We start from the raw sequence: 24,257 nt of genomic DNA, 5'->3' as shown, positions 1-24,257 counted from the left end.
GTAATACCAACCCGACGGAAAAAGGCTTTCCGCGTCCGAAAACCGTGTCACCGCTTCTTCAGCGAGAACGGCCGGTATAGGAACTCAACCTGGCTCGTGCCGGCAGTCAGTCGAACCGACTTGAAAGTGCCGAAAAGCTTCTCTATCTCGACCGGCCGGCCATTGACCAAGGCCACCCAATCCGGGTCCCAGTTATCGATGAAGCTCAAGAAGACCGACCCACTCGTTGAAACCTGAAGCTCCAGCCGCTCACCGTCATAGGCCTGCACGGTTACCTGCGGGCTAACCAGACGAACCGTCCAGTCCGAGTCTTCAAAAAACTCCCCGACCGTGTTGTGGTCAAGTCGGGTTGACACGAACACTCTGGTTCCATCGACCATGCCCAGTAGGCGACGCATCCCCAGCAGTTCCCCCTCCTGGCCGACGATTTTCGAGAAATCATATGGCCAGAAGACTCGAGCGTGGAAAGACGTGTACCGATCGTAGTGCCAGTCCCACATGTACCCCGCGTTGAAATGCCGGTCCAGCGAAATTGTGTCCAGCAAATTATGTCGAGCGGCCCACATTGACTGGCCTATGGCCTGGGAAATGCCTAGCCGTTTCCTTGCTCCGTACTCTTGCGGAGCCGGATAAGTCCATTGCTGTGCGCCAACATAACGCATGTCGGCTGTGGCCGCGGCGAGGCATACCACAAGTACCGCCAGCCGTGTCCAAGTCCAGCCCAATGGCCGCCGCATGGCTAGGATCAGCAACCCGGCAAGCAACAGGGACGAAACAGCAGTCGCGATTATAAATACGGCTTCGTGGCCTTGGAAATTGCTAAAAGCGTATCCCCAATAGAAGTTGAAACTCTTGTGTGCGTATAACCATGCCTGGGCTGCCATGATTGTTGCTGCGGAGACGGCAACCACTATCAATGCCCACGAGAGTGTCGAGCGTTTTTTGTCGGCCCCTTTCGACCGACCCAGTAGTTCCTCAAGGTTGCCGTAAGACCTGGCCAACAGAAGCGCGATTATCGGCAACAGAGTTATATTCAGCCTTCCCCAGGCTCGCAATTGTGAGAACCCCGGCAAATAGCTCCAGAGCAAGTCGAAAAGATAAGAATCCCTGCCATAGGAAATGTATGAAATGACGGCAGCCCAACCTAGCATAAGAAAGACAAACCACTTGGTGAGGCTTGACGTTTGCTTGATCAGGAAGCTCGTTGCCACGAACAGAACAATAAGAAGCAGGCCCAATATGCTGAAATAGTACCACCCTTCGGTCGACGCCAAGGGTGGGAAGATAAGCGATCCTATGGTGTCGGCAAAATGAAACGGATACGAAGTGGAATAGTCATAGTTCATGCCGCCGCGGCCTGTGGTCTGACGCATAAGGTCGACCATCTTATAAAGGTACGGCGAACAAAGCGCGGTAGCCGCTACAACAGGGACCGCGATAGTGCCCAAGTAACCCCGTCGATCAACTATCGGCCCCGGGCGTTCGAGACGAATCAAGCGTCCGGTGGTGGGGAAAAAGAGAAAAGCAGCGTAAGGAACGACAAGAAACAGGCAGTAGTACGCGTAATACGGGTACCCAGCGGTCAACATCAGCAAGCTGCTGACGAAAAGGACCAGGGAAGCAGCGAGTCTTTTCCCGTCTTCCGCGGCCAAAGTGGTTCCGTAAAGCAGCCACGGCATCCATGCGGCTGCATGCGCGGCATGAGGGAACCGAACAAGCTCGGCCAACTTGAAGCTCACGCCGACCACCAGAACAGCAAAGATCACGGACCGCTTGTTGGACACCAATCGTGATAGCCACAGGTACAGCCCCAGCGCATAGAACGACATGGCCAGCACGGTGAAGGCCTGGTGGTCGAAAACTGAATACCCCCCGGCAGCGTTTGAGAAAAGAAACAACGGCAGATTGAAAGGGTACAAAGCCTGAGCGAACGGACTGGAAAAAAAAGGGAAGCCTCCTCCTTCGGACGGGGACCAGAGCGGAAAGCGCCCGTCTACCAGAAGATCGAGCAGATACGCTTTATATTTGTAAAACCAATAGAAATCATTTCCGATAGTGAGGGAAAAAGAACGGCCGGGAATCAGCAGTCGATAGAAATACACCAGCGGCCAGATAAAAGCCACCGCTGCCAAGGCCAAACCGATCAATTTGGAGAACCGGCCAACATCATTGATGGTTGAGGACGACGAATTCACCCGTCGCCCGCGTTTGTCAGACGGCTGTTCATGCTCTCCCGTAACAGTCATGATGCTTCCGGCGCCTTTGGTGCGAATCCTCTCCTCAAGGTGTTCTCGCTGATGCTCCTGATATTTGTAAATTGGAGCAGGTAGTCAGGACCGCCGGCCTTGGAACTGACCCCGGACATCCCGAATCCCCCGAAAGGCTGTCGCCCTACTAAGGCTCCGGTAATCTTTCTGTTTATGTAGAGATTGCCGACCATGAACTCGGCCTTGGCTTTCCGAATATTGCCGGGACTTCTCGAGAATATGCCCCCTGTCAACGCATATGGGGTGCTGTTGGCAATTTCTATGGCCCTCTCTATGTTCGGGGCCTTGAAAACAATCAACACAGGTCCGAATATCTCTTCTTGTGCAATCTTCGCGTTGGGACTCACATCCGTGAAAATCGCCGGACCCACGAAGCATCCTTCCTCCGGCGCCTTTCTCTTGAGAAGCGGTCTACCTTCGGTTTCCCCCAGCTCTATGTAGCGCAGGATTTTTCGCTTGGCTGCTTCGTCCACTACAGGGCCCATGTAGGTCTGCGGATCTTCGGGCGGCCCGATCATTATGCTCACCATAGCTTCCTTGAGCCTGTCGCAAAACTCTTCGTACAGGTCTCCCACCACTATGGCCCTGGAGCATGCCGAACACTTCTGGCCCTGAAAACTCAGCGCCGACTCAAGGACCCCTTTCACCGCCTCATCCGGGTCCGCCGTGTCGTCTATTATGATGGCGTTCTTGCCGCCCATTTCAGCGATCACTCGCTTCACGCTCCGCTGCCCGAGATGGGTCTCGCCTGCGAGCTTCACAATATTCAACCCCACTTCTTTGGAGCCTGTAAACGCGATGAAGTCCACTCCAGGGTGGGCAACCAGATATTCCCCAACCGCTGCTCCGGGGCCTGGAACAAAATGCAGAACACCAGCCGGCAGTCCTACTCCTCTGAAGATTTCGACAAGCTTCCACCCGAGGATCGGCGAGAGTCCGGAGGGTTTAAAGATAACACAGTTCCCTGCTACAAGACCCGCAGACACCATGCCGGTAGGTATGGCCAAGGGGAAGTTCCAGGGAGATATGACCACGCCTATGCCTCGCGGCTCATAAAGGTATTCGTTAGCCTCACCGGGATAATTCCCCAGGATCTTTGGCTGTCCGAGCTTTATCATCCCCCGTGCATAGTATTCGAGATAGTCTATTGCCTCAGCTACATCGCCGTCGGCATCCGCCCATGTCTTGCCTACCTCGTAAACCTCCAGGGCCATGAGTTCAAAGCGCTGCATTCTCATTTCTTCCGCTGCTTTAAAAAGGTACGCGGCCCGGCCTTCTGCTGGGGTCTTGCTCCACTCTCTCCAAGCTCGCGTCGCCTCGTGGACCGCCTTTTCCGCGTCGTCCTTTGTCGCGACACCTACCTTGCCAACGACTTCAACAGGCGCTGCGGGATTCAACGACAGGCTGTATTTGTCTTTCCAGACTTCGTCATGGCCTATGAGGAGCGGGTAAGTCTTGTTGAATCCCTTCTTGACCTTTTGGAGCGCTTCTTTCATGCGCTGCGGATTTTGGCTGCGGGAAAAGTCCGTGGCCGGTTCGTTAGCGAAATCACGGTCGGGGACTTCATCTGACGCCGGTTCCTCCGGCGGTTGGGGGGCCTTTATCAATTCGTCAAACGGCAGCTTTTCAGAGAAGGATTTTCTTAAGAAAGACTCGTTGGACGTGTTTTCAAGTAGCCGCCTGATGAGGTATGCCATTCCCGGGATGAGTGCTCCCACCGGGGTGTAAGCCCTCACTCTGTAATTCATCTTTTGCAGGGCGGAACGGATCGGTTCCGCCATACCGTAGATCACCTGGAACTCTAGAGCCTCTTTCGGCAGGCCGAGAGAATTCGCTACTGCTATGGCCTGACTGATGCTCCTTATGTTGTGGGTGGCGATAGCAGGCCGAACATATTGGGGATTTTCTAACAGAATACGCGTCAGATCTTCGAAGTTCCGATCCGTCTTCTCCTTTTGGAGGAAAACCGGAACCGGCCATCCTTTCTGGCGGTTTATCACCGTCTCATAGTCCCAGTAGGCCCCTTTCACTAGCCGGACAGTCACTCGTCTGTTGTTCAGTTTCGCCCATTCTATTATTCCCAAAAGATCCGATTTCGTTTCGGGCAGGTACGCTTGGAGGGCTATTCCGCCGAAGGATAGACCGCTGTGTTCTTCGAGTAAGCTTTTCAGAACAGCAATCGTCAGATCCTTGTAATAATACTGTTCCATATCAATCGTGACTGCTGCGCCCAATTCCACAGCTCGTTTGATTACAGGGGCCAGTCCGGCCTTTGCGCGCTGTATGGACACTTCCCAGTCCGTTGGGTCCAGTTGAGAATAGAAGGAGGACACCTTCAGAGAAATGTCTATTCTAGGCAATGGCCCGTGTTGGTCCGCGTCAAGCGTGTGAATTTCCGGCCAGTTCAGCACTTCCGGGCTGAGAGAATTGAGCAAGTTCAAGTACCTCTCCACATATACGGCCGCTTCTTTTTCACTCAAAACCTCTTCACCCAACAAGTCGATGGTAAATCCAATCCCCTGGTCCCTGAGACGCAGAACCGATTTGAGGGTATCCGTATGGTCTCGTCCGGCAATGAACTGAGCAGCCAGGGACTCTACACTCCTTCGGGCGACCTTTGCGGAAATGCGCGGGAGCATGGTTGAAACACGCCCAAGTCCTTGGAGCAGTGGATTGTCTTTTACGCCCTCGAAATATTCGTTGAGCATTCTCACCACCAGGGCGTCGGACTTGAGACAAGGCAGAACGTCCACAAATCTGAATAACTGGACCCTTACGTCCTCATCTTTCATGGCCCATTCCATCAGCCGTCCGTTCCATGTCTTCCGATCGAAGATGGAGGGGACTTCCTGGGTCATCAGTGAGTAAATTTCGCGTCCTATCTTTCTCACCGAGTCTTCCAAGTCTCGAACCATGAATCGCACCTCATTGCCTTGTCGAGCAATCTCGCGGCTATAAAGGGAATGTTCCGGAAAGGCCTTCCTGCAATTAGGTTCCCTCAGCATCTCTCCAAACCAATAAACACGACCTCCCGCGGCCCAGCCTTGACACGGCCGGGTCTTCGGGCTAATTGGTTTATAGTTAGACCGCTGACGCGAAGAATGCAATCTCTTCCCGAGCGTAAGAAGACGGGAATATCTGCCGGGAAACAGTCCATGATCGTAGAAAAACCGCAAACATGGCGAGATTGGGGCCTGAAAGCTCTTCTCTGGATTCTTGTGCCACTTGGAGCGCTGTTTGCTAAAGATATTTACGATTATACGAAATCCGCGATCGAAACCCCAAAGGCCAAACCGGCTGCGGAGTCCAAACCCGAGGCTCGCAAGCCCATAGGGCTTCCCAAGGAGATCGGATCGGGCGCATTGCTGGAGAAGTTCAAAACAGTGGCACCCCAAGCATCGGAAAGGCCTGAGGCCAAAGAGGCCCTGATTAAGGCCCCGATTCCTTTGATATTGGCCGCACGAAACGGTCAAGTCGGAGTGGTCAAGTTGCTGTTGGACAGGGGCGCGGATGTCAATGCCAGGGACAAAGAAACTGAAACCACGGCATTAATGGCGGCAGCCCACCAAGGGCACATCCAGGTGGTGGATCTCCTCCTCCAAAAGGGCGCGGACGTCAACGCCAAGGACAAGGCAGGCAAAACGGCCTTAAGCGAAGCCACGCTATACAAACACGAAGAAGTCGCCAAATTGTTAAAAGAGCGAGGCGCGAAGTAATAGGCATTATCTTGGCGCGGTGCAGCCCTGCCCGAGGAGGTCAGGGCTTCTTCGCTGCGATGTTCCAAGTTTCACTGCAAATCAATATCACGAACCCTGGGCCTTCTTGTCCGCTTGCTGCTTGTCCTCCGGCTGATGAAGCCGAACCATGAGCCACTGCTGCGTCTTGTCTTTGCCGAAGTGAACTAATGCCTCCGTCTGGTCCTGCGTCAGATTGTAGATCCCTGTTTCCATGATGATATCTGTGTTCTTGCCGTCGGCAAACGTCCATGCGGCCCGCTGAGACTTCTTGTCGACCATGCCTTTGATAGGACGAGCCGTATCAGTGGTTGTATTGTAGTACGTCCCGGAAATTGCACCTTGCTTGTTCACAGAAAGCTGAAGCACCGTGTTTGAATCCGCTGCATTGCCTTGACTCAAGGCAAAAACCCCAAGAGGGAGCCAGTCGTCTTCCGGAGTACTTGTGGGTTCCGGGGCTGCAGTCGCTATGTCGCTGGCCTGCTGATAATATTGTTGTGCTGTGGCCACTTGGCTACCGGAAACATAAACGTCGTCGCCATCGTAATAGACGTTTTCTCCATAGTCGTAATAGATGGGATCACCGTAAGACGCAGCGGCTCCGGCAGTCCAACCGGCTATAGCGCCCCAGGTTGCCGCGCGCCACCAGTGATTCCAGGGATGATGGTGATTATCCCAATGGGCTCGGGCGGCATTTGGATGATCCTTCCACCACTGGGGAGTGAATGCGTGGTCGTACTTGTGCTGCAAGTTGTCTCGAATCTGGTTACTAACATGCCTTTCCGGAAGGGTGGACGGTCTGCCCGGCTCGCCGGGTCGGATACCCGCGCCGGGACGTTCGCCCGCAGGTCTATCCAAGCCACCGGGTCTTTGTCCTTCAAGAAGTCTCCGTGCTCCCTCAGCACCCAGGGCTCCTGCAGCCGCGGCGCCCCCCAATTTGGCCAAATCGGAACCTTTACCGGGCGGCAAATGGAGAAACTGCTGAACCTGCCCCTGCGTGGGCCTGCTCATTCGGTCTCCCGGAAGGCCTCCCCCGGGCCTTGTGCCCACTTCCGGCCTTGTTGCGGGTCGCGTGGCGATCTGCTGCTTGGGCGTTGCCTGCCGGCTTACAGGCCTGCTTGGTTGATAAGTCGAAACGCGGTCAAATGACGACCGACTCATGGACGGGGTCCTGACAGCTGCTCCCCCGCCGTGGAACCCACCGTAAGCCGCGCCTCCCCCTCGAAATCCGCCGCCGCCACCACCACCACGAAATCCCCCGCGAGCCATTATCTCCGAGGCTGACACTGAAAGCACGAACAAACAACCTAGCGATATTATTAAAAATCTTTTCATCGTCCACCTCGCTTACTTGTGGCTGGTTGAGGCGCAGGTTGCTTGCGAACAACCGTCACTTCTTCGATGTTCGGCAGAAGTTCGCCGCCCGCTTCGCGTCCGATGGATTGAAAGGTGAACGTGTTGTCGTCCACGTGAGTAAAGATGTTGATGGCGGAAGCTTTCTCGCCACTAGCAAGCACAATGGAGGATTTCGCCTGCCATTGATTGCCCTGCTTAGTCCAGACGCCTTCTCCAAATCCGCCATGAGAGTCAAATACCCATGATCTGATGGTTTTCTTCACAGGGTCCCACCCTATGACTTGCGCCCCCTCGATGTTTAAGCGGCCTTGCACGTTCACAGTGAACGATGAGGTAATAAAGCTCTTATCTCGTGCCCATTGATAAGTCGTCTCTACCGTAGAGTGCTCGTCCGTGTCGGTCCACTCTCCGATGAGCCACTCCAGGTCCTTGAGATGTTCGTAACTGGGTGCTATTACAGGAGCTTCTTCCTCTTTCACACTTGTCAGCTTCCATTGGGCACCCTTTTTCACGTAGGTTGCAGCGTATCGAGTTTCTTCCGGGGTCTGGCCAGGTCGAGTGACAACGGCAGTGCCGGTCTCTGCGGCACGCGTCCTAGATGGGAACGTCAGGGAGGCAGTAGTGACTTGAAGTTGCAGCCCCTGGTTTTCTTTGAAGAAAGCCTTCAGCGCAGCCTCAATTTTCTTGCGTCCTTTAAAGGATTCGCCCGAAGGACTGACATATTCGCCATCATCGCTCCAATGGGCCGCCACTGCCGCGGCATCCCCGCGGTTGTACGCTTCAACGTACGACTGGACAGCTTGCTTGATAGCGTCTTCATCAGCTGTTGGGTTTTGCTGTCCTTCAGAAGCGGCTGGAGCCAAGATTGCCACTAGAATTGTCACAATCACCAGTATTTTAGCCATCGCCCGTTCCTCCGGGTGCTCGTAATTTCGAAGAGCCATGAACAGTTTCTCCTTAGTGTTTTAGATGTCCAATTCTGGTGCAGGATTCCCTCTTTGCCCAAAACAACCCGGGTGACTCCGCACCAAACCTTTCTTTGGGCAAGACCGGTCATGCCTGGGAGTTCAAGGGAACTGGATTTCTTCGGAATCAAAGCGTTCCTTAATTTTTTCGTTCATAGCGACCTTGACTTTCCAATAATCTTGGGATCTTACCCAAATTCCGATTTCAATTTTCACGCTCTTGTCTCCAAGTTCCTTGACGGTAATGTTCGGTTCCGGCTCTTTTAGGATAAGATCGTCTTCGTCGATTAAATTTCGCAAAACCTCTCGGACCTTCTTGAGATCTGTCTTGTAACTCACTCCGACTATTATATCCAAGCGTCGCGTGTCTCTACTGGAATAGTTGACGATTTTGTCAGACATGAGCTTGGAGTTCGGGAGAATTACAGTCAAATTGTCGGCCGTACGAATCTCGGTGCTCATCAATTGAATCTTCTCAACTGTTCCGGCCGATCCTCCGCCCTCGATCTCCTGTCCGAGACTGAATGGCCGAAAGACGATCATGAGCAACCCTGCGGCAACATTGGCCAAGTGTCCCCTTAAGGCGAACCCGATGGCAAAACCCACTGCCCCGATAAGAGCTATCAGGGAGCTGCTTTCCACCCCCAGCTTGTAAAGCACCTCGATGATCACCAGGCCGTATAAGATGACCTCGACGGCACTGTCGACAAAACCAACGATAGTCGGGTCCACCTTCTTCGAGGTGAGGGTTCGATGTATCGTGTTCCTGATGATTTTGGCCAACCAAAGCCCGACTACAAGAATGATGACGGCCGCGGCAACTTTCCAGGCATAAATCCCCAACGTATGAAGTAGTTGTCCTTGAAACCGTTCCCACATAAGGATTCTCCTCCAGGATTATGCGGCCGGCCCGCGGTTTGGCTTTCCATGTCCCTGCGGGGCCATTCGCATGAAGTATTCAGTTGGAGATGATTCACTTGGTGTCGGCCGGGAAAATCACCTTCCAGTCCTTTTTCATGCTGATTACGATCCATCCCTTGTTCTCTGCTTCGGCCATGAGCGCTACCGGGAACGTGCCGACCTTGGTCTCCGGGAGTCCGCCAGCAGGTCCATAAGCATACTCGCGCTCCGCGTCATCGTGCAGCACGAGCATGCCGAGCCGTGCGCCCGCGCCCGCGGTGGTCCATTCCAGCATCTGGCGATCGCCGTCGGAATTGCCGAAGGCAGCGTATGGGCGCTTTCCGATGAAGAGATTGATGCCGACAGGTTTACCCGCGCGGTCGTTGATGAAGAACACCTTGGGCTCACGCATGAGCACGGGCTGGCCTTTCTGGTAGTCATACTTTGTCGCGATGCTCGATCCTACCACCTGCTCCGGCGGAACTCCGTACACCTTCGCTGCGTACGCGCGCACGAATTCCTGTCCCCCGCCCGTGACGATGAAGGTCTTGAAACCGTTGGCTCGGAGGTAATTCAGGACTTCGAGCATGGGCTGATAAACGAGTTCGGTGTACGGCCGCTTAAAACGCGGGTGCTCGCCTTTTGTCAGCCACTGCTTTGCGATTTCGAGAAACGCCTCAGTGGTCATCCCCGCGTGGGTTGCACCTATGATTTGCGCCCAATCCTGTTCGTGGAATTTGGCCATGGCCGCCTTGTCGCCTTCGAGCACCGACCTGAACGGCTCCGTGGTTTGCCATTGTGGATGTTCAGGTGCCAGCGTCCTGACCCTCTCCAACGCAAACATAGCCTGGGTGTAAAGCGGATGCTCGACCCACAGTGTCCCGTCGTTGTCGAAGGTGGCGATGCGATCCTCGGGCTTGACATAGGTATCACGAGAAGAATCGGTTAATTGGTCCACAAAATTCACGATCGCCTGCTTCGCACGACCGTCATTCCACGAGGGCAACGGGTCGGCAGCCTGGGCGGTGGTAACCAGCCAGATCGCCAGCAGCGCGGCGACTAACCTGATAGGAGGTGACTTCATGGTGCTCATCCTGTCGTTGCGGGGTGATGGCACAGCCATGGTCGGGAGGGGCGCCCTTCCCGACCACAGGTGATGTGCAGTTGAATCTTCCGTGGCCGAATGGGACTGGCACGGATCTGGTAAGGTTACTTGTACTGAGACGGAATCATCTCGGTGAAACCAGGGCCATAAGGCTGGTACGGAATGTTCGGGAACTTCCTGAGCCCTTCGAAGAATTCCGCGGCAACTCCCCCGACAAAGAGGGCCATCCAGCCGTTGTCGGACCCGGAGAACCGGCCCGGCGAAGACTTGAGGTCCCCGCGGGTCGGAGCGGCTCCGTTGAAGAGCATGTCGTACTGCTCACCGGGGTCCCACCGAAGGTCATAGATTGCCGGGGTCTTCATGAAGAGGTCCGGCCCGAGCCAAGTATCCTTGGCTGTCCACAGCGCCTTGAAATTCTTCACGCGAACCCCGCCAAATGACTGGTCGTTAAAGTAAATGAAAGCTTCGCGCTTTCCCGGACCCTTTCCGAGCAGCGAATCGCTGAGATCTATCCCGTCGAAAATGATGGGCTGGCCTTCGTTATCTTTCCACTCTTTGGGGGGCGGCTCCAGGCCGACGATCCGGGCCAGAGTGGGCCACCAGTCCATGTGTGAAAACATTTCCGTATTCACCGAACCGGCTTTGACTTTGCCAGGCCACCATGCGATTGCCGGCACTCGGAATCCGCCCTCGAACGATGACCCCTTCATCCCGCGGAACGGAGTATAGCCGGCATCGGGCCAAGCATCGATCCAAGCGCCGTTGTCCGTAGTCCATATGACAATGGTATTTTCAGCGATCCCCAGGGCACGGATCGCCTCAACGACCTGGCCGGAGTTGTCGTCGAGTTCCATGAGCGCGTCCAGATATATGCCGCCGCCCGGCGACTTGCCTTTCCAGCGCGGGGAGGGGTTGTTGGGGTTGTGGACCTTCTCGAAGTTCAAATAGACGAAAAACGGCTTATCGTCTTTGGCATGCTGCTTGATCCACTCGATGGCCTTGGCCCGCATTTCGTCGTCGACGGTGGCCAGATCGTCATAGCCGAACTTTTTCTTTGCAATTTTGGGCGGTTCTCCCGCCTTTCCTTCCCACATGGCGAGGTTCGCCTGACTCCACTCAGCCATGAACCGTTGATCATTCGAAGGAAAGTTCGGATGTAGTGGCAAGTAGTCGTAGGCATAGACCCCCGCGTAGTACGGGAGCATGTAATACATCTCATCGAATCCGTTTGCAGTGGGGAAATTTTCTGGCCGGTCGCCCAGGTGCCATTTGCCGAGCTGCACAGTGGTGTACCCGGCTTGCTTAAGGTACTGGGCAATTGTGGGAGTCTTTTTAGTCAGGCCGTTTGGGTCTCCCGGGACGAGGACGGACGAAAGAGAAGTGCGGATGGGGATACGGCCCGTCATAAACGAAGCCCTGCCCGCTGTGCAACTGGACTGACCGTAATAGTTGACGAAGCGCATACCTTCGGCCGCGAGACGATCCAGATTGGGAGTCGGCGCCCCGCGCATGACACCCCCGCCGTACGCGCCCAAGTCACCCCAGCCCACATCGTCGGTCATGATCATGACAATGTTCGGCTTCTTGACTGCGGCCGAGGCCGGCTGAGCCTTCTTTTCTTGAGCGGGCGCCACGGAAGAACCGAGAGTGAACACTCCCACAAACAACAGAACCAATAATCCAATTTTGCGCAACTCCACCACCGTCCTCCTTTCCGAGGTCCTAATTTGACTCACTAGCGCCAATTCTTTCCTAACTTGCTCCCCAATCTCAAGGAAATTATTTTCTGACTATCATTTCCTCCTTTTTCCAATCAACCATGCGGTGATCACGGACAGCCGCCCTCAGAACTCTTCTTTGGTGGCCTCTTCCACTGATCATGGAACTGTCACAATGAAGGGGGCGCCCCTGAAGGGGCGCCCGTGGTGTTGACGGTTCGACTATTGCCCTCGCTGATTCCGGAGCGCCTCCTCTATTTTTTTCTTTATGGCGTCAAGATTGAAAGTCGCCGGATCCTGCATCGGTGGATACTCCAGGGCAGTCTTCGCTAGTTTTCCCACATATTCCTGAACCATCACGAAGCGCCAGAACTCGCGCGCAAAGAAGTCGTTCATGTAACCGCCACCAAGGTCGTTCAAGCTCTGGCCGCCAGTTGACGGCGTCCGCTCGAACGGATCCTGACGGATGTTCACAATGCTGGGCATGTCGGTCGTCACTTTCGGCCCAGGCCAGCCCTGTGGCTGCTGGAAGAACTGGAACTTGAAATCATCGACACGAATGGCGCCCAGGTGGGGGCCGCCGAAGTAGAAGATCTCATGACGAGCCGACGGCCCTTTGCCAAGCAAGAGGTCCATCTGGTTGTACCCGTCGAGGTGGTTCTTGTACGTGCGGTCACCGAGCTTCGCCCCTTTGAGGAGTTGGTCTTTTATATTGGTGTTGCCGGCCGCGGCCACGAGCGTGGGGAACCAGTCGAGTCCGGAGAAGATGCCGTTCTCCACCGTGCCCGGTTTGACCTTGCCCGGCCAGCGGATGATTGCAGGCGCGCGGAAGCCGCCTTCAAAGACGGTGCCTTTGGTGGCCTTGAACGGCGTCATTCCACCGTCCGGCCAGGTGAACACCTCTGCCCCGTTGTCGGTGGTGAATACTACGATGGTGTTGTCGGTCTCACCGATGTCTGCCAGGTGCTTCAGGAGGGCGCCGATACTATCGTCCAACTGGGCCATTCCTGCCTCTTCCAACCCGTAGTTGCTCTTGGGATTCATGAGCGCCTGGTACTTCGGTGAGAGGTACGTAAAGACATGCATACGCGTCGTGTTGTGCCAGATGAAGAAAGGCTTTCCTTCTTTCTTGGCCTTGTCCATGAAGCCCTTGGTGGTCTCGACCAGCACCTCATCGAAGGTCTCCATGTTGTACTTGGCCTTACGGCCCTCCTGCCAGTTCTGGCGGCCGGCCATGTTGGGGAAGGGAGCCAACGGTCCCTCATCCACGATTTTCTGCTTTCCGACCTTACCCCAGCGGGGCATCTCGGTGGGGTCATCCACGTCAGTGGCCCAACAATGCACGAGATTACGCGGCCCGTACTTGTCCACCCAGTCCTGGGGATAGTCGAACCAGTACGGGTCCGACATGGCGTCGAGGTGGTACAGATAGCCGAAGAACTCGTCGAAGCCGTGCACGGTCGGTAGAAACTTGTTCAGGTCGCCAAGGTGGTTCTTGCCGAACTGCCCCGTAACGTAGCCTTGGCCCTTAAGGGCGGTGGCGAGTGTGCACGCCTGGGCCGGCAGTCCCACGTCTGCCCCGGCCTGACCCACGGTCGTCAAACCGGTCCGGATCGGCAGTTCTCCGGTAATGAAGTTCGCGCGGCCCGCGGTGCAGCTTGCCTCCGCGTAGTAGTCGGTGAACATCATGCCTTGGGACGCAAGCTTGTCGAGATTCGGGGTCTTGCCCGACATCATGCCCCGGTGGTATGCCCCTACGTTGAACCAACCGATGTCATCACCCATAATGAACAAAATGTTGGGTTTCTTCGTCTCCGCCGCCTTGGGTTGCTGGGCAAAGACAGCGCTCACGAATATGATCGTCAGCACGGCTGTCAGCAGCAGAATCCACGTCCTGTTCCTCAGTGTGTTCATAAACATCCTCCCTGCAAAAAAAGTTGTGTCCATTCCTTATCGCCACAATTCCGACTGTCTCAATTTCTTTGCTCGGTTAGTAGTGGTCCCCCTTTCTTTCGCATTATTCCACTAGTCCGTCTTGCCTGTTAAGCGCTATGGCTCGAACGAGAAGAGTCGCTTCCAGTCGTTCTTCATGCTGATGACGACCCAGCCCTGCTTCTTTGCCCTGTCGTGCAGCACGAGTAGGGCAAGCCGCGCGCCGTGAACCTCAAATCACCGGACGGCTGCCTTCATTTGGACGAGCCGAACAACTCTACGGTCGCGAACGGTTCAGCCGACCACGGCCGGAAGCGATTGAGTGTAAATTTCGTCTTCTGTCCGGGTTGGACGTCCACGAGGACGTAGTTGTACTCTTCCTTCGGGGCTTCACCCTTCCAATAGAGATCCGGCGGGTAGTCCGCGGGAACCTTGATGTGCGTTCGGCCGGGAAGAATCGGGTCCTGTTCCGCGCCGCCGCCGCCCAGCAGCAGATATTTCACGCCGTCCACCTCGTAAAGCTCGGTCGTGTGCACGTGCCCGTTGAACACGACGATCTCCAAGTCCTTCGCGTACGAGGCAAGAACCTTGTGGGGATTCTGAGCTTCAGGGATGGCGCCCATGCCGGAGCGGCAAAAGGCCGGGTTGTGGAAGGTGACAAAGACCTTTCGGGTGCCCGCAGACTTGGCCTCATCCAGCCACTGCCGCAACTGCTTCATCTGTTCTTCGTACGAGGGCCGGGTGGCATCCCACGCCGAGGGTGAGCGATAGTCGTACTCCCCGGTCCACAGGTAGATGAAGCGCGCACCGTTGTAATCAAACTTGTAGACGAGCCGGTCGGCCGAAAGGCCGAGCTTCTTCAGGTATGGAACTGCGCTCAGCACGCCTTCGATCTTGGGATCCCCCCACACCTCATGATTGCCGACGGTCGGGAACCAACGTCCGTCGAGACCAGCCGCGCGCAGTGAGGCGTCAGGGGCGGGCAACTGGCTCAACAGAGTCTGGTCCACCCGCTTCCAGTAGGGGCTGTCGAAAACCGTGCGGCCTTGACTTCCCCACCAGACAATGTCCCCGCTGCTGAGCACGAACTTGGCCCGGCCACTCTGGACCGCCTTCACGAGCTCGCGGGCAACCCAGCCGCCGCCAATCAGTCGGAAGATCGTCCGGCGCACTCCGGGAAGCAGTTTCACGTCTTCGACGGACGCCTCGGTGGCCCAGCCCTTGTCCACCGTCACTGTCATGACTTCGCTGTGGGTCATGAACGGCATGACGATCTGCACCAGCTCACCGGTTGCCGGGTCGTAGGTGAGCTTGACATCCTTCCTGACGACCTCTTCCGCGATTTTCTCCGGAAGTACCAGGTTGAACATTTCGACCATCAGCTTGGTAGCCTCTTCATTTTGATCCGACTTGCTCGGGAGGTACATCATCGTTCGTGAGTCACCGTAAGCAGCGAACGAAAACCCGGAATCAGTAGAGTTCCGCACCTGCTGCGCGAATGCCGTGGCTAGTTGAAGAGCCAGCATCGCAGCGAATGCGAGCAAGATAGTCTTGATCTTCATTTCGTACCTCATCTTCGGGCCTCCAGATTGTTTTCCTGTTACACAACTCAAGTGTCCTAATACTTGGCGCGGTCCATAGTGTATGGGGCGAATTTTTCGAGTATTCGCATCGCCTCATTATGACTGGCTGAGACAGCCCACATCCGTGGGCCGTCTCCACGCTCCGTCCTCCGAGCAGAAGGGCGGCCCGTTTTCGAGCCGCCCACCGTCGTTATCAATCCTAAGCTGGCGATCGACTATTGGGACGGGTGGCCCTGCCCCTTCTTGAGCTGTTCCATGACCTGGTCCAGGTTGTAGCTCGCCGGATCCTGCATCGGCGGGTACTTCTGGTAGGTCTCGAGCTCCTTGAGCCACAGCGCCTGGCCGATGGGCAGCAGGTTCCAGTCGTATATCCAAGCCGTGACCGGCCCGGCGAGCGCTCCGCTGAACCAGAAACTCGCTTTTTTCTCCTCGCCCCCCCCCATCGACGTCTCGAATGGATCGCGCTTGAGGTTTACCACGCCGGCTGCGAACTGGGTCTGGACTCCCGGAACGTTGAAGCCCGTCGCGGTTTCGGGCGCGATCGCGAAATACATCTTCCAATTCTTGTAGCGCACCGCCGACGGATGCGAGCTGGAATAGTAGAAGAAGGTGTCGCGCGCGGACTTTGCCGACTTGCCCGTCAGGTAGTCAATCTGATTAACACCGTCCAGCGTCGTCTTGACGATGCCTTTATAGGCCCCTTTTTCGATCTGCGCCTTTAACTCATTGGCTTTAGGACCACCAGCGATCTCAACGAACGTGGGAAGCCAGTCCAGGGACGCGAAGATCCCGTCCAAGACCGTGCCCCGCTTAATGTGACCCGGCCAGCGCATGACGCACGGAGCGCGCATGCCGCCTTCCCAGGTGTTCATCTTGGAGCCCTTGAAGGGCGTGGTGCCGCCGTCGGGGAAGGTGAAGGTCTCGGCGCCGTTGTCGGTCGTGAAGACGACGATGGTATTGTCGAGCTGGCCCATGTCCTCGAGCTTCTTGAGCACGTAGCCGATGTTGTCGTCCATCTGCTTCATGCCGGCTTCATTCACACCCCAATCCTTGCCGCCAGGCTCAGCCACCATCGCCATGTACTTGTCCGACAGTACGGTCGTGACGTGCATGCGCGCCGGGTTGTACCAGACGAAGAAGGGCTTGTTGGTCTTCTTGGGGTCGTTGCGATCGAGGAAGTCGATCACCTTGGCCGAGATCTCCTCGTCCACCGTCTTCGAACGCTCGAGTGTCAGCGGGCCCTCGTCCTTGCATGTCTGGTTCTTCGCCGTGCCGTCCGAGGACTTGCACCAGAGGCACGGCCGCGGGGGCGTCAGGCACACGCCGTCTTTAGGGTCAATTGCGCCCGCGACCTCCGGGATTCCCGGTATGGGCGTGTTCTTGCAAGGCGGACAAATGGCCTGCTCAGTGGGGGTCTTGTTGATATCGGGGAAGCTCACCCCCTGCATGGCGTCCAGGTGGTACAGGTAGCCCCAGTATTCCTGGAAGCCGTGGGCGGTCGGCAGGGAATCCGCATGGTCGCCCAGGTGGTTTTTGCCGAACTCGCCAGTGGTGTAGCCGAGATCCAGCAGGAACTTGGCGAGCGCCGGGGTGCCGGGCCGAAGATAGGACGGGCTGCCCGGGAGCTGCGGCGGGATCATGCCCGTGCGCAGCGGATTCATGCCCGTGAAGAAGGCGTTGCGCCCGGCGGTGCAACTCTGCTCAGCGTAATAGGTCATGAAGATCGCACCCTCGTTCCCGATCCGGTCTATGTTCGGAGTCTCACCGACCATCAACCCGCGATGGTAGATGCCCGGCTGCATCCAGCCGATGTCGTCTCCCATGATAAACAGAATGTTTGGCTTCTTGTCTTGGGCAAATGTTGGGCCCGCCATCAAAGCCAGAACAAGACAAATTGCGGCAAAGGCCGACAGGATTGGCCCTTTTCTTAGTACCATTAATCTTCCCCCTTCGTTTAGTAAGTTTGCTCAAGAACATGGTCGTGATACCAATTTCCTAGGGACCTGAACATTCGACCAGTTCTTTGTTCTTGTACTTTTTTTTCCTCACTCACCCCCTTCCTGTAGAATTCACGCTTATCAAGTATTCGATCGAGTCACTTCTCTGGCTCGTCTTGAGGCGCACCCTTGAGGGCTTCCAGGCGCACCTTCATGCGAATCTTGTACTGGTCCGGCATGCCTGCCACGGCCAGTCCCTTGTTGTACACTCCTTCGGCCTCGGCCTTTTTCCCCTGTTTCTCATAGATCCCACCCAAGAGCACGTAGGCATCAGCATTGGCCGGGTATCTTGTAATGAGGCCGTCCAGTGTGCTGGCAGCTCCCGGGAGGTCTCCCTTCTGTTGTTGATAAAAGGCCAGCGTAACGGCATACCTGGGCATGTCAGGCCGCATTGCTGCGGCATTGCTGCATAAATCCACAGCCTCGTCTATCCGATCCTTGGAGAGGATGACGGAAAGGTTGTACGCTGCCTGAGCCATTTGAGAATCGGCCTTGAGGGCTGCTCTCAGGTGCTTCTCCGCGGTGACAATATCATTCTCCTCGGCCTTGAGCAGGCCCATGTTAAAATTCGCGGCAGCGTTATCAGGGGCTACTTTCAATGCCTTCTGCAAAGCGTCATTGGCCTTTTGGTTCTCTCCCATACGAGCATACGCCATCGCTGCGTTGACCATAGAGAGTACGCCACGGGGCTCCATCTTGAGCGCCGTGTCATAAGAAGCAACGGCCTGCTTGAAATCACCGCGGTCGAGGTAGTAGTTGCCCAGGTTGTAGTGGGAGTCCCACTGGTCCGGCCGCGACAGGATTGAAGCCAGATACTCCTTGCTTGCGGCCTCGACCCTTTTCTTGTCCGCATCCGTCAGCGGGAGGTTTTGGTAACCGGCAAGCGACGCCGCAGCGCGCACTCGAACAAGACGGTACTCATCGCCGGTAGCCTCAACGAGCGCTAGAACAGATTCTTCGGTAGAAACGTTTTGCAGGGCCTGAGCAGCTGCAGAGCGCATAAGGGGCGAGGGGTCCTTGATCGCCTTGAGCAGCGCCGGTACCGCTCGCGGGTCCCCGGAAGCCGGTACAAGGCGGATAAGAGACGTGGCAAAGACCTCGTCCCGATCTTTGCTTGTCACGTAGTCGAGCATGTCCGGCAGCTTGGTCCAGTCACGTTTGCGTGCAGCATCGATCAGTCCTGCCCGGTGAAGTACTGCAGTCTGATAATCTCGTTTGCGCCACTTGCGGACCCATTCATCAGCCCATTCAGTGGTCTGGTCGTTGTGGCAAAGGTTGCAAGCGTTAGGGGACTTGAAGGCCGCGGTTGCCGCCGGGGTCGGTGGAAGCATCGAATGGTCGCTCCTGCGCATCCGAGCGAATTCCGTCATCGGCATATGGCAAGAGATGCATTTGTTGCCAGGACTGTCGGCTTTGTGGTGCGTGTGCTCAGTCGGGTTGCCGACCTTGTCTTGATGGCACGGCATACAGGCCTGGTTGGCTTTTTCTTCGGCCTTGAACTTGTACCGGCCGCTCGAAGTATGGCAGTGGAAGCAGTCGAGCTTGCCTGATTTCACGCAAGGGCTCACAAGCCAGGAGGTGTAAGTGTAGTTCTCTCCAAGGTCACGGCCATCGGGGTAATAATCGGGGCTTTCGAGCGTTACAAGACCGAAATGGTCGAAGAATCTGTCACCGGGTCGGAAGGTCTCCGTGAGCACGGTCGCTTTGGCATGGCAGCTCGAACACGTCGCATTGTTCTGTTCCTTGGAGAAGTCCCGACCGCCTCGAGTAATCTTCAGGTCCTTGGGAACGATCCCTTTCGGCGCGGCTTCGCACACGCGAATATGTTCATCCGCGGGACCGTGGCAGGTTTCACAATTAATGCCCGGCTCCCGCCAGACCGTGTGGTATGTGTCCGTTTTCAGATCATAGTTTGTGGAGACCTGGCTCACGTGACAGCCGTAGCAGGCCGTGTTGAAGGTGTACTGCCAGTCCTTCCAGTTTATCGGTTCATCCGTCTGACCCGGAAAGTGACGCACCCCGCTCGCAGCCATGTCGAGCCATTCCTTCTTGTTCACGTCGTATGCCACGGGAAGGGTCTGGAGGCGACCTCGATCCAGAGTAGTGAGGAAGTAGTAAACGTTCTTGCCCCCCATTGCATGGTCTATCCGGAATTTCTTTTCGCCTCCGGGGCCTCGTTCAATGACCCACCCCGCGTCGTCGCCGAATTCGGCGCGATATTGACGGTCTCCTATGACGATATCTTGCTCTTGGGGTGTGAGCCGGTTCTTGGCGAGTTCAGCGGTATATGGCTGCATTGCCAGCCCGTGATGAGAAGGAGCCCACAATTGGTAGAATTTCTCGTGGCATTTTCGGCAACTGACCGACCCCGTGTAGCCATCCGGGGTCGTAGCCTGGGGGGAGGAGGAGCCGGCATTTGCTATGGTGTGGTGTTGCGCCTGCCAGACGCCCACAGTAGCGAGGAGGATGACACCAAAAACAATTCCGATGTACCAATTCTGCATAAACCCCTCCCTGAACCAACAACAATTAGTATTTTGGATAGGTTAACAGATTCGGCATCCAGAGGCAAGTCATACCACTTCGCCAAAAAAGGATATAATATTGCCGAAAGGTGTCCTTGCGAGGGCGATAAGCCCGAAGCAATCTCATTTTCGGTGGGACCGGCATCTTGCCGGTCATTCTAGAAGACAGGCTGCAAGCCTGTCCCACCAATGGAGATTGCTTCGGGCTACGCGCTCGCAATTGCAGATGTTAGATAATTCGTACCGGGTATCGCCTCCCGATCATCCGATTTGCAGTTCAAAATACGCTTCAGAAGCCCTCCAAGACGTTTATGCGACTATCAGGCGAGGTCGAAGCGGTCAAGGTTCATCACCTTGTTCCACACCGCTACAAAGTCGTGCAGGAACTTCTCCTGAGAATCCTCACATCCGTAGACTTCCGCCAAGGCCCGGAGCTGGGAGTTCGAACCGAAGATGAGGTCGACACGGGTGCCTGTCCACTTGAGTTCGCCCGTTGCGCGATCACGACCCTCGAACATGTTTTCGTCTTCCGAGGTTGCCTTCCACGCCGTGCTCATGTCGAGCAGATTCACGAAGAAGTCATTAGTTAGTGTCTCTGGCCGCTTGGTGAAGACGCCGTGCCGGGTCTGTCCGAAGTTGGCATTCAAGACGCGCATACCGCCAACGAGAACGGTCATCTCAGGAGCGGTCAGCGTCAGCAGTTGCGCACGATCAACCAGCAGTTCCTCTGCCGATACGGCGTACTTGGTTTTGAGGTAGTTACGGAACCCGTCTGCAGCCGGTTCGAGCACGGCGAATGACTCCACGTCGGTTTGCTCCTGCGACGCATCCGTGCGTCCCGGTGTGAAGGGAACGGTCAGGTTGTGACCGGCATTCCGGGCAGCTTGCTCGACCCCTGCGCATCCACCCAGGACAATCAAGTCGGCGAGCGACACCTTCTTCCCTCCTGACTGCGCGCTGTTGAACTCCTTTTGGATTCCCTCAAGGGTCTGCAGCACAGTCGTCAGTTGGGCAGGCTGGTTGACTTTCCAATCCTTTTGGGGTGCAAGACGAATACGCGCCCCGTTCGCACCGCCGCGCTTGTCGGAACCACGGAACGTGGATGCCGACGCCCAGGCGGTCGAGACCAGTTCCGAGATCGACCGGCCCGAGGCAAGGATCTTGACCTTGAGGTTTGCGATGTCCTGCGCGTTGATCAGCTCATGATCGACTGCGGGCACCGGGTCTTGCCAGATGAGTTCTTCTGCCGGAACCTCCGGGCCGAGATAACGTGGCCGCGGGCCCATGTCGCGGTGCGTCAGCTTGAACCACGCGCGGGCGAACGCGTCTGCCAACTGGTCCGGGTTCCCGTAGAAGCGCCTTGAAATCTTTTCGTAGACAGGGTCGAACCTCAAGGCAAGGTCCGTGGTCAGCATGGATGGCGCGTGACGCTTTGACGGGTCGTGCGCATCCGGCACGGTATCGGCACCTGCGCCATTCTTCGGCTTCCACTGGTGCGCACCGGCCGGGCTCTTCGTCAGTTCCCATTCGTAGCCGAATAGGTTCTGGAAGAAGTTGTTGCTCCACTTCGTGGGCATGGTGGTCCAGATGACTTCCAGGCCGCTGGTGATCGTGTCGCCGCCTTTGCCCGTGCCGAAGCTGCTCTTCCAGCCAAGGCCCTGCTCCTCGATGCCGGCGGCCTCGGGCTCAGGCCCAACATGTTTCGCATCACCGGCGCCGTGGGTCTTGCCGAACGCGTGGCCGCCCGCGATGAGGGCCACCGTCTCCTCGTCGTTCATCGCCATGCGAGCGAAGATCTCACGGATATCCTTGGCCGCCATGAAGGGATCCGGGTTGCCGTCCGGCCCTTCCGGGTTGACGTAGATCAGGCCCATCTGCACGGCCGCCAGGGGGTTTTCCAGATCCCGGTCGCCGGTGTAACGGCTTCCGGGCTTGTCGCTCGTAGCCAGCCATTCTTTTTCGGCACCCCAGTAGGTTTCATCCGGCTCCCAGACATCCTCGCGCCCGCCGCCGAAGCCGAAGGTCTTGAAACCCATCGACTCAAGCGCGCAATTGCCGGCGAGGATCATGAGGTCGGCCCATGAGATCTTGCGGCCGTATTTCTGCTTGATCGGCCAGAGCAGCCGGCGAGCCTTGTCGAGGTTCGCGTTGTCGGGCCAGCTGTTGAGGGGCGCAAAGCGTTGGGTGCCGGATCCCGCGCCCCCGCTGCCGTCGCCGATGCGGTAGGTACCCGCGCTGTGCCACGCCATCCGAATGAACAACGGCCCGTAGTGACCGAAATCGGCCGGCCACCAGTCCTGCGAGTCGGTCATCAGCGCATAGAGGTCCTTCTTCAGGGCCTCCAGGTCGAGTTTCTTGAATTCCTCAGCGTAGTTGAACTCCTCGCCCATCGGATTGCTCATGTGAGAGTTCTGATGAAGAATCTTGAGGTTCAACTGGTTCGGCCACCAGTCCCGGTTCAACGTGCCTCTGCCGGTTGCTCGTTTGTTTGCTCCGCCCGTTACCGGGCACCCGCTATCTTCATTCATAAAGTTTGCTCCTTTCGTTGTCTGAAAGAAAGTCAGCATCGTCACAGTGCCAGCATGAATTGAACGAGGTCCTTCTTTTCCTGTGGCGTCAAGTTGAGCTGTTGAATAATGTTGAAAAATTCAACGGTGTCCTCCAGAGTCAGCAGTCTGCCATCATGGAGATACGGAGGCGTATCTTTGATGCCCCTGAGAGGAAAGGTTTTGATCGGCCCGTCCGCGGAAGCCAGCCTTCCATTTATCATTCGAGGCTTATAGAAGCGTTCGGCTTTCAGGTTGTGCATCAGATTGTCGGTGTAATAAGGCGCCGGGTGGCACACGGCACATTTCGCCTTGCCAAAAAATACTTCCTGTCCGCGCATTTCCGATTCAGTCGCCTTCTTCGCGTCCAGCTTACCGTAAATGTCCAGCTTCGGGGCTGGAGGAAAGTCCAAAATGTTCTGCATCTCAGCCATGAAGTGGACCTGGCTGCCTCGTTCCAGAATGTTTACGCCCTTCTTGGTGGCAATAACCGGGTCCCCGTCGAAATAAGCCGCGCGCTGCTCGAATTCTGTGAAATCCTCTACGCTCTTCATCGCTCGTTGCGAACCGAATAGGCGCTGGATATTGACTCCGCGCAATGCCGGTGTATCCAGTCTGTGACGAAGTTCCTGCGGACGAATATCTCCCACCAGATGCGTACCTGCATTAGTGTTCCCGTTTGCATGGCAGTCAAAACATGTCACGCCTCTGCTGGCCTTTTCAGACCGGCGATCATCTGTCTGGTTGAACTGCTGTTGCGGAAACGGCGTCACCAGAAGCCTTAAACCCTCCAATTGCTTGGGGTTCAGAATGCCGTTAAACAACTCGAAGTAGTTCTCAATAGTGACGAGCTTGCCCTGAGACACGTCGCCCAGGTCCGCACGAGTAGTCAAGAAGATGGCTGCCGGAGTCTCGGGCAAAAAATGGGCGGGAATGTCGAAGTCCAGGTCAAAACGGGTAAGGTCCCTGGCCTCTTGTTTCTTGATTTCATCAATATGGGTCTTGGGAAACAACATTCCGCCTTCAGGATGGTTCGGGTGCGGTAGAGGAAAGAAGCCGTCAGGGAAGACATTCTTTTCCTTAATTTCTTCGGGAGTCATGGTGGCCAATTTCTCCCATGTCATGCCTTGCGGAAGCTTGACCCTCACACCTTCCTGAATCGGCTTGCCTCTGAACATGGTCACGCCTTTTGCCGGGCGCTCGCTCAAGTCGTACCTGCTGTTGAGCAGGTCCATTTGGCGTTTCATAATGGCAGGCTTTTCCGTCTTCATTCTTGCCATTTTGGCATCAAGCGGCTCGGTCATTACCACCGGCGAATAGCTGCTGGCCTTTTTTGGTTCCTGCCCACAGAGCAGCCCCGCGGCGAGCACCACAGAACATGCGGCCAGCAAAGTTGCCAACAACAATTTCGTCGAACTGCGTTTCATTGATTGTACCCTCCCATTTTTGGCCTAAAAATTGGCTAGTTGCGACGCGTGCTTTGGAACGGACGCGTCCGGGTTAATTAAGAATTGATGCCATGTCCAAATTATTACTAACTGGCGCCAAATTAACAACCCCCTCCTTGTTGGCTCGGAGGCAGGTATTCATGCCATCTTGCCTGTCTTAAGGGTTCATTCCCGGATCAGG

At 56.0% G+C, this 24,257-nt stretch carries 14 protein-coding genes; 1 reads left to right on the top strand and 13 read right to left on the bottom strand.

Going from position 1 to position 24,257, the window contains the following annotated elements; translation table 11 throughout:
- Nucleotides 1–47 precede the first annotated feature (47 nt).
- Nucleotides 48–2,246 carry a hypothetical protein gene (locus HY913_22000; protein MBI4965968.1) on the bottom strand — a complete coding sequence of 733 codons (2,199 nt, stop codon included), beginning with the start codon at nt 2,244–2,246 and terminating at the stop codon, nt 48–50.
- On the bottom strand, nt 2,243–5,182 hold the full coding sequence (locus tag HY913_21995) for a bifunctional proline dehydrogenase/L-glutamate gamma-semialdehyde dehydrogenase (protein MBI4965967.1): 2,940 nt from the start codon (nt 5,180–5,182) through the stop codon (nt 2,243–2,245). Before HY913_21995 ends, HY913_22000 begins: the two co-directional genes overlap by 4 nt.
- A gap of 240 nt (nt 5,183–5,422) precedes the next feature.
- On the opposite strand from HY913_21995, the gene HY913_21990 reads away from it, so the two are divergent.
- A complete protein-coding gene (locus tag HY913_21990; GenBank protein MBI4965966.1) occupies nt 5,423–5,983 on the top strand; it encodes an ankyrin repeat domain-containing protein in 561 nt (186 codons plus the stop codon).
- An 87-nt stretch (nt 5,984–6,070) separates the two neighbouring features.
- Here the strand turns inward: HY913_21990 and HY913_21985 are convergent, their stop codons facing one another.
- The 11 genes from HY913_21985 to HY913_21935 all read right to left on the bottom strand — a co-directional run bounded on the left by HY913_21985 (nt 6,071) and on the right by HY913_21935 (nt 24,055).
- Nucleotides 6,071–7,336, bottom strand: a complete 1,266-nt coding sequence (locus HY913_21985) for a hypothetical protein (GenBank protein ID MBI4965965.1) — start codon at nt 7,334–7,336, stop codon at nt 6,071–6,073.
- Nucleotides 7,333–8,301, bottom strand: a complete 969-nt coding sequence (locus tag HY913_21980; protein MBI4965964.1) for a nuclear transport factor 2 family protein — start codon at nt 8,299–8,301, stop codon at nt 7,333–7,335. The genes HY913_21985 and HY913_21980 overlap by 4 nt, the downstream gene beginning before the upstream one ends.
- 123 nt (nt 8,302–8,424) lie before the next feature.
- Nucleotides 8,425–9,201, bottom strand: a complete 777-nt coding sequence (locus tag HY913_21975; protein ID MBI4965963.1) for a mechanosensitive ion channel — start codon at nt 9,199–9,201, stop codon at nt 8,425–8,427.
- A 94-nt stretch (nt 9,202–9,295) separates the two neighbouring features.
- Nucleotides 9,296–10,315, bottom strand: a complete 1,020-nt coding sequence (locus tag HY913_21970) for a haloacid dehalogenase-like hydrolase (protein ID MBI4965962.1) — start codon at nt 10,313–10,315, stop codon at nt 9,296–9,298.
- 116 nt (nt 10,316–10,431) lie between these two features.
- Entirely contained in the window at nt 10,432–12,027 is a 1,596-nt protein-coding gene (locus tag HY913_21965) for an arylsulfatase (protein MBI4965961.1), read from the bottom strand.
- Between the two features lie 240 nt (nt 12,028–12,267).
- Complete coding sequence (locus HY913_21960; GenBank protein MBI4965960.1) at nt 12,268–13,959, bottom strand: arylsulfatase; 1,692 nt, start codon at nt 13,957–13,959, stop codon at nt 12,268–12,270.
- 272 nt (nt 13,960–14,231) lie between these two features.
- Nucleotides 14,232–15,539 carry a metallophosphoesterase gene (locus tag HY913_21955; GenBank protein ID MBI4965959.1) on the bottom strand — a complete coding sequence of 436 codons (1,308 nt, stop codon included), beginning with the start codon at nt 15,537–15,539 and terminating at the stop codon, nt 14,232–14,234.
- Nucleotides 15,540–15,775: 236 nt separating this feature from the next.
- Nucleotides 15,776–17,497: an arylsulfatase gene (locus HY913_21950; protein MBI4965958.1), complete on the bottom strand. Its 1,722-nt coding sequence runs from the start codon at nt 17,495–17,497 to the stop codon at nt 15,776–15,778.
- A 158-nt stretch (nt 17,498–17,655) separates the two neighbouring features.
- Nucleotides 17,656–20,061: a tetratricopeptide repeat protein gene (locus HY913_21945; GenBank protein MBI4965957.1), complete on the bottom strand. Its 2,406-nt coding sequence runs from the start codon at nt 20,059–20,061 to the stop codon at nt 17,656–17,658.
- 341 nt (nt 20,062–20,402) lie between these two features.
- Nucleotides 20,403–22,610 (bottom strand): catalase/peroxidase HPI, encoded by a 2,208-nt coding sequence (gene katG / locus HY913_21940; GenBank protein MBI4965956.1) that lies wholly within the window; start codon nt 22,608–22,610, stop codon nt 20,403–20,405.
- A 41-nt stretch (nt 22,611–22,651) separates the two neighbouring features.
- On the bottom strand, nt 22,652–24,055 hold the full coding sequence (locus HY913_21935; GenBank protein MBI4965955.1) for a cytochrome B6: 1,404 nt from the start codon (nt 24,053–24,055) through the stop codon (nt 22,652–22,654).
- Between the last annotated feature and the right edge of the window lie 202 nt (nt 24,056–24,257).

Origin of the sequence: Desulfomonile tiedjei (assembly GCA_016212925.1) — a bacterium.
Taxonomy (GTDB): domain Bacteria; phylum Desulfobacterota; class Desulfomonilia; order Desulfomonilales; family Desulfomonilaceae; genus JACRDF01.
Note: the sequence above shows the minus strand (reverse complement) of the source record. Positions and strands in the feature narration are given on the sequence as shown.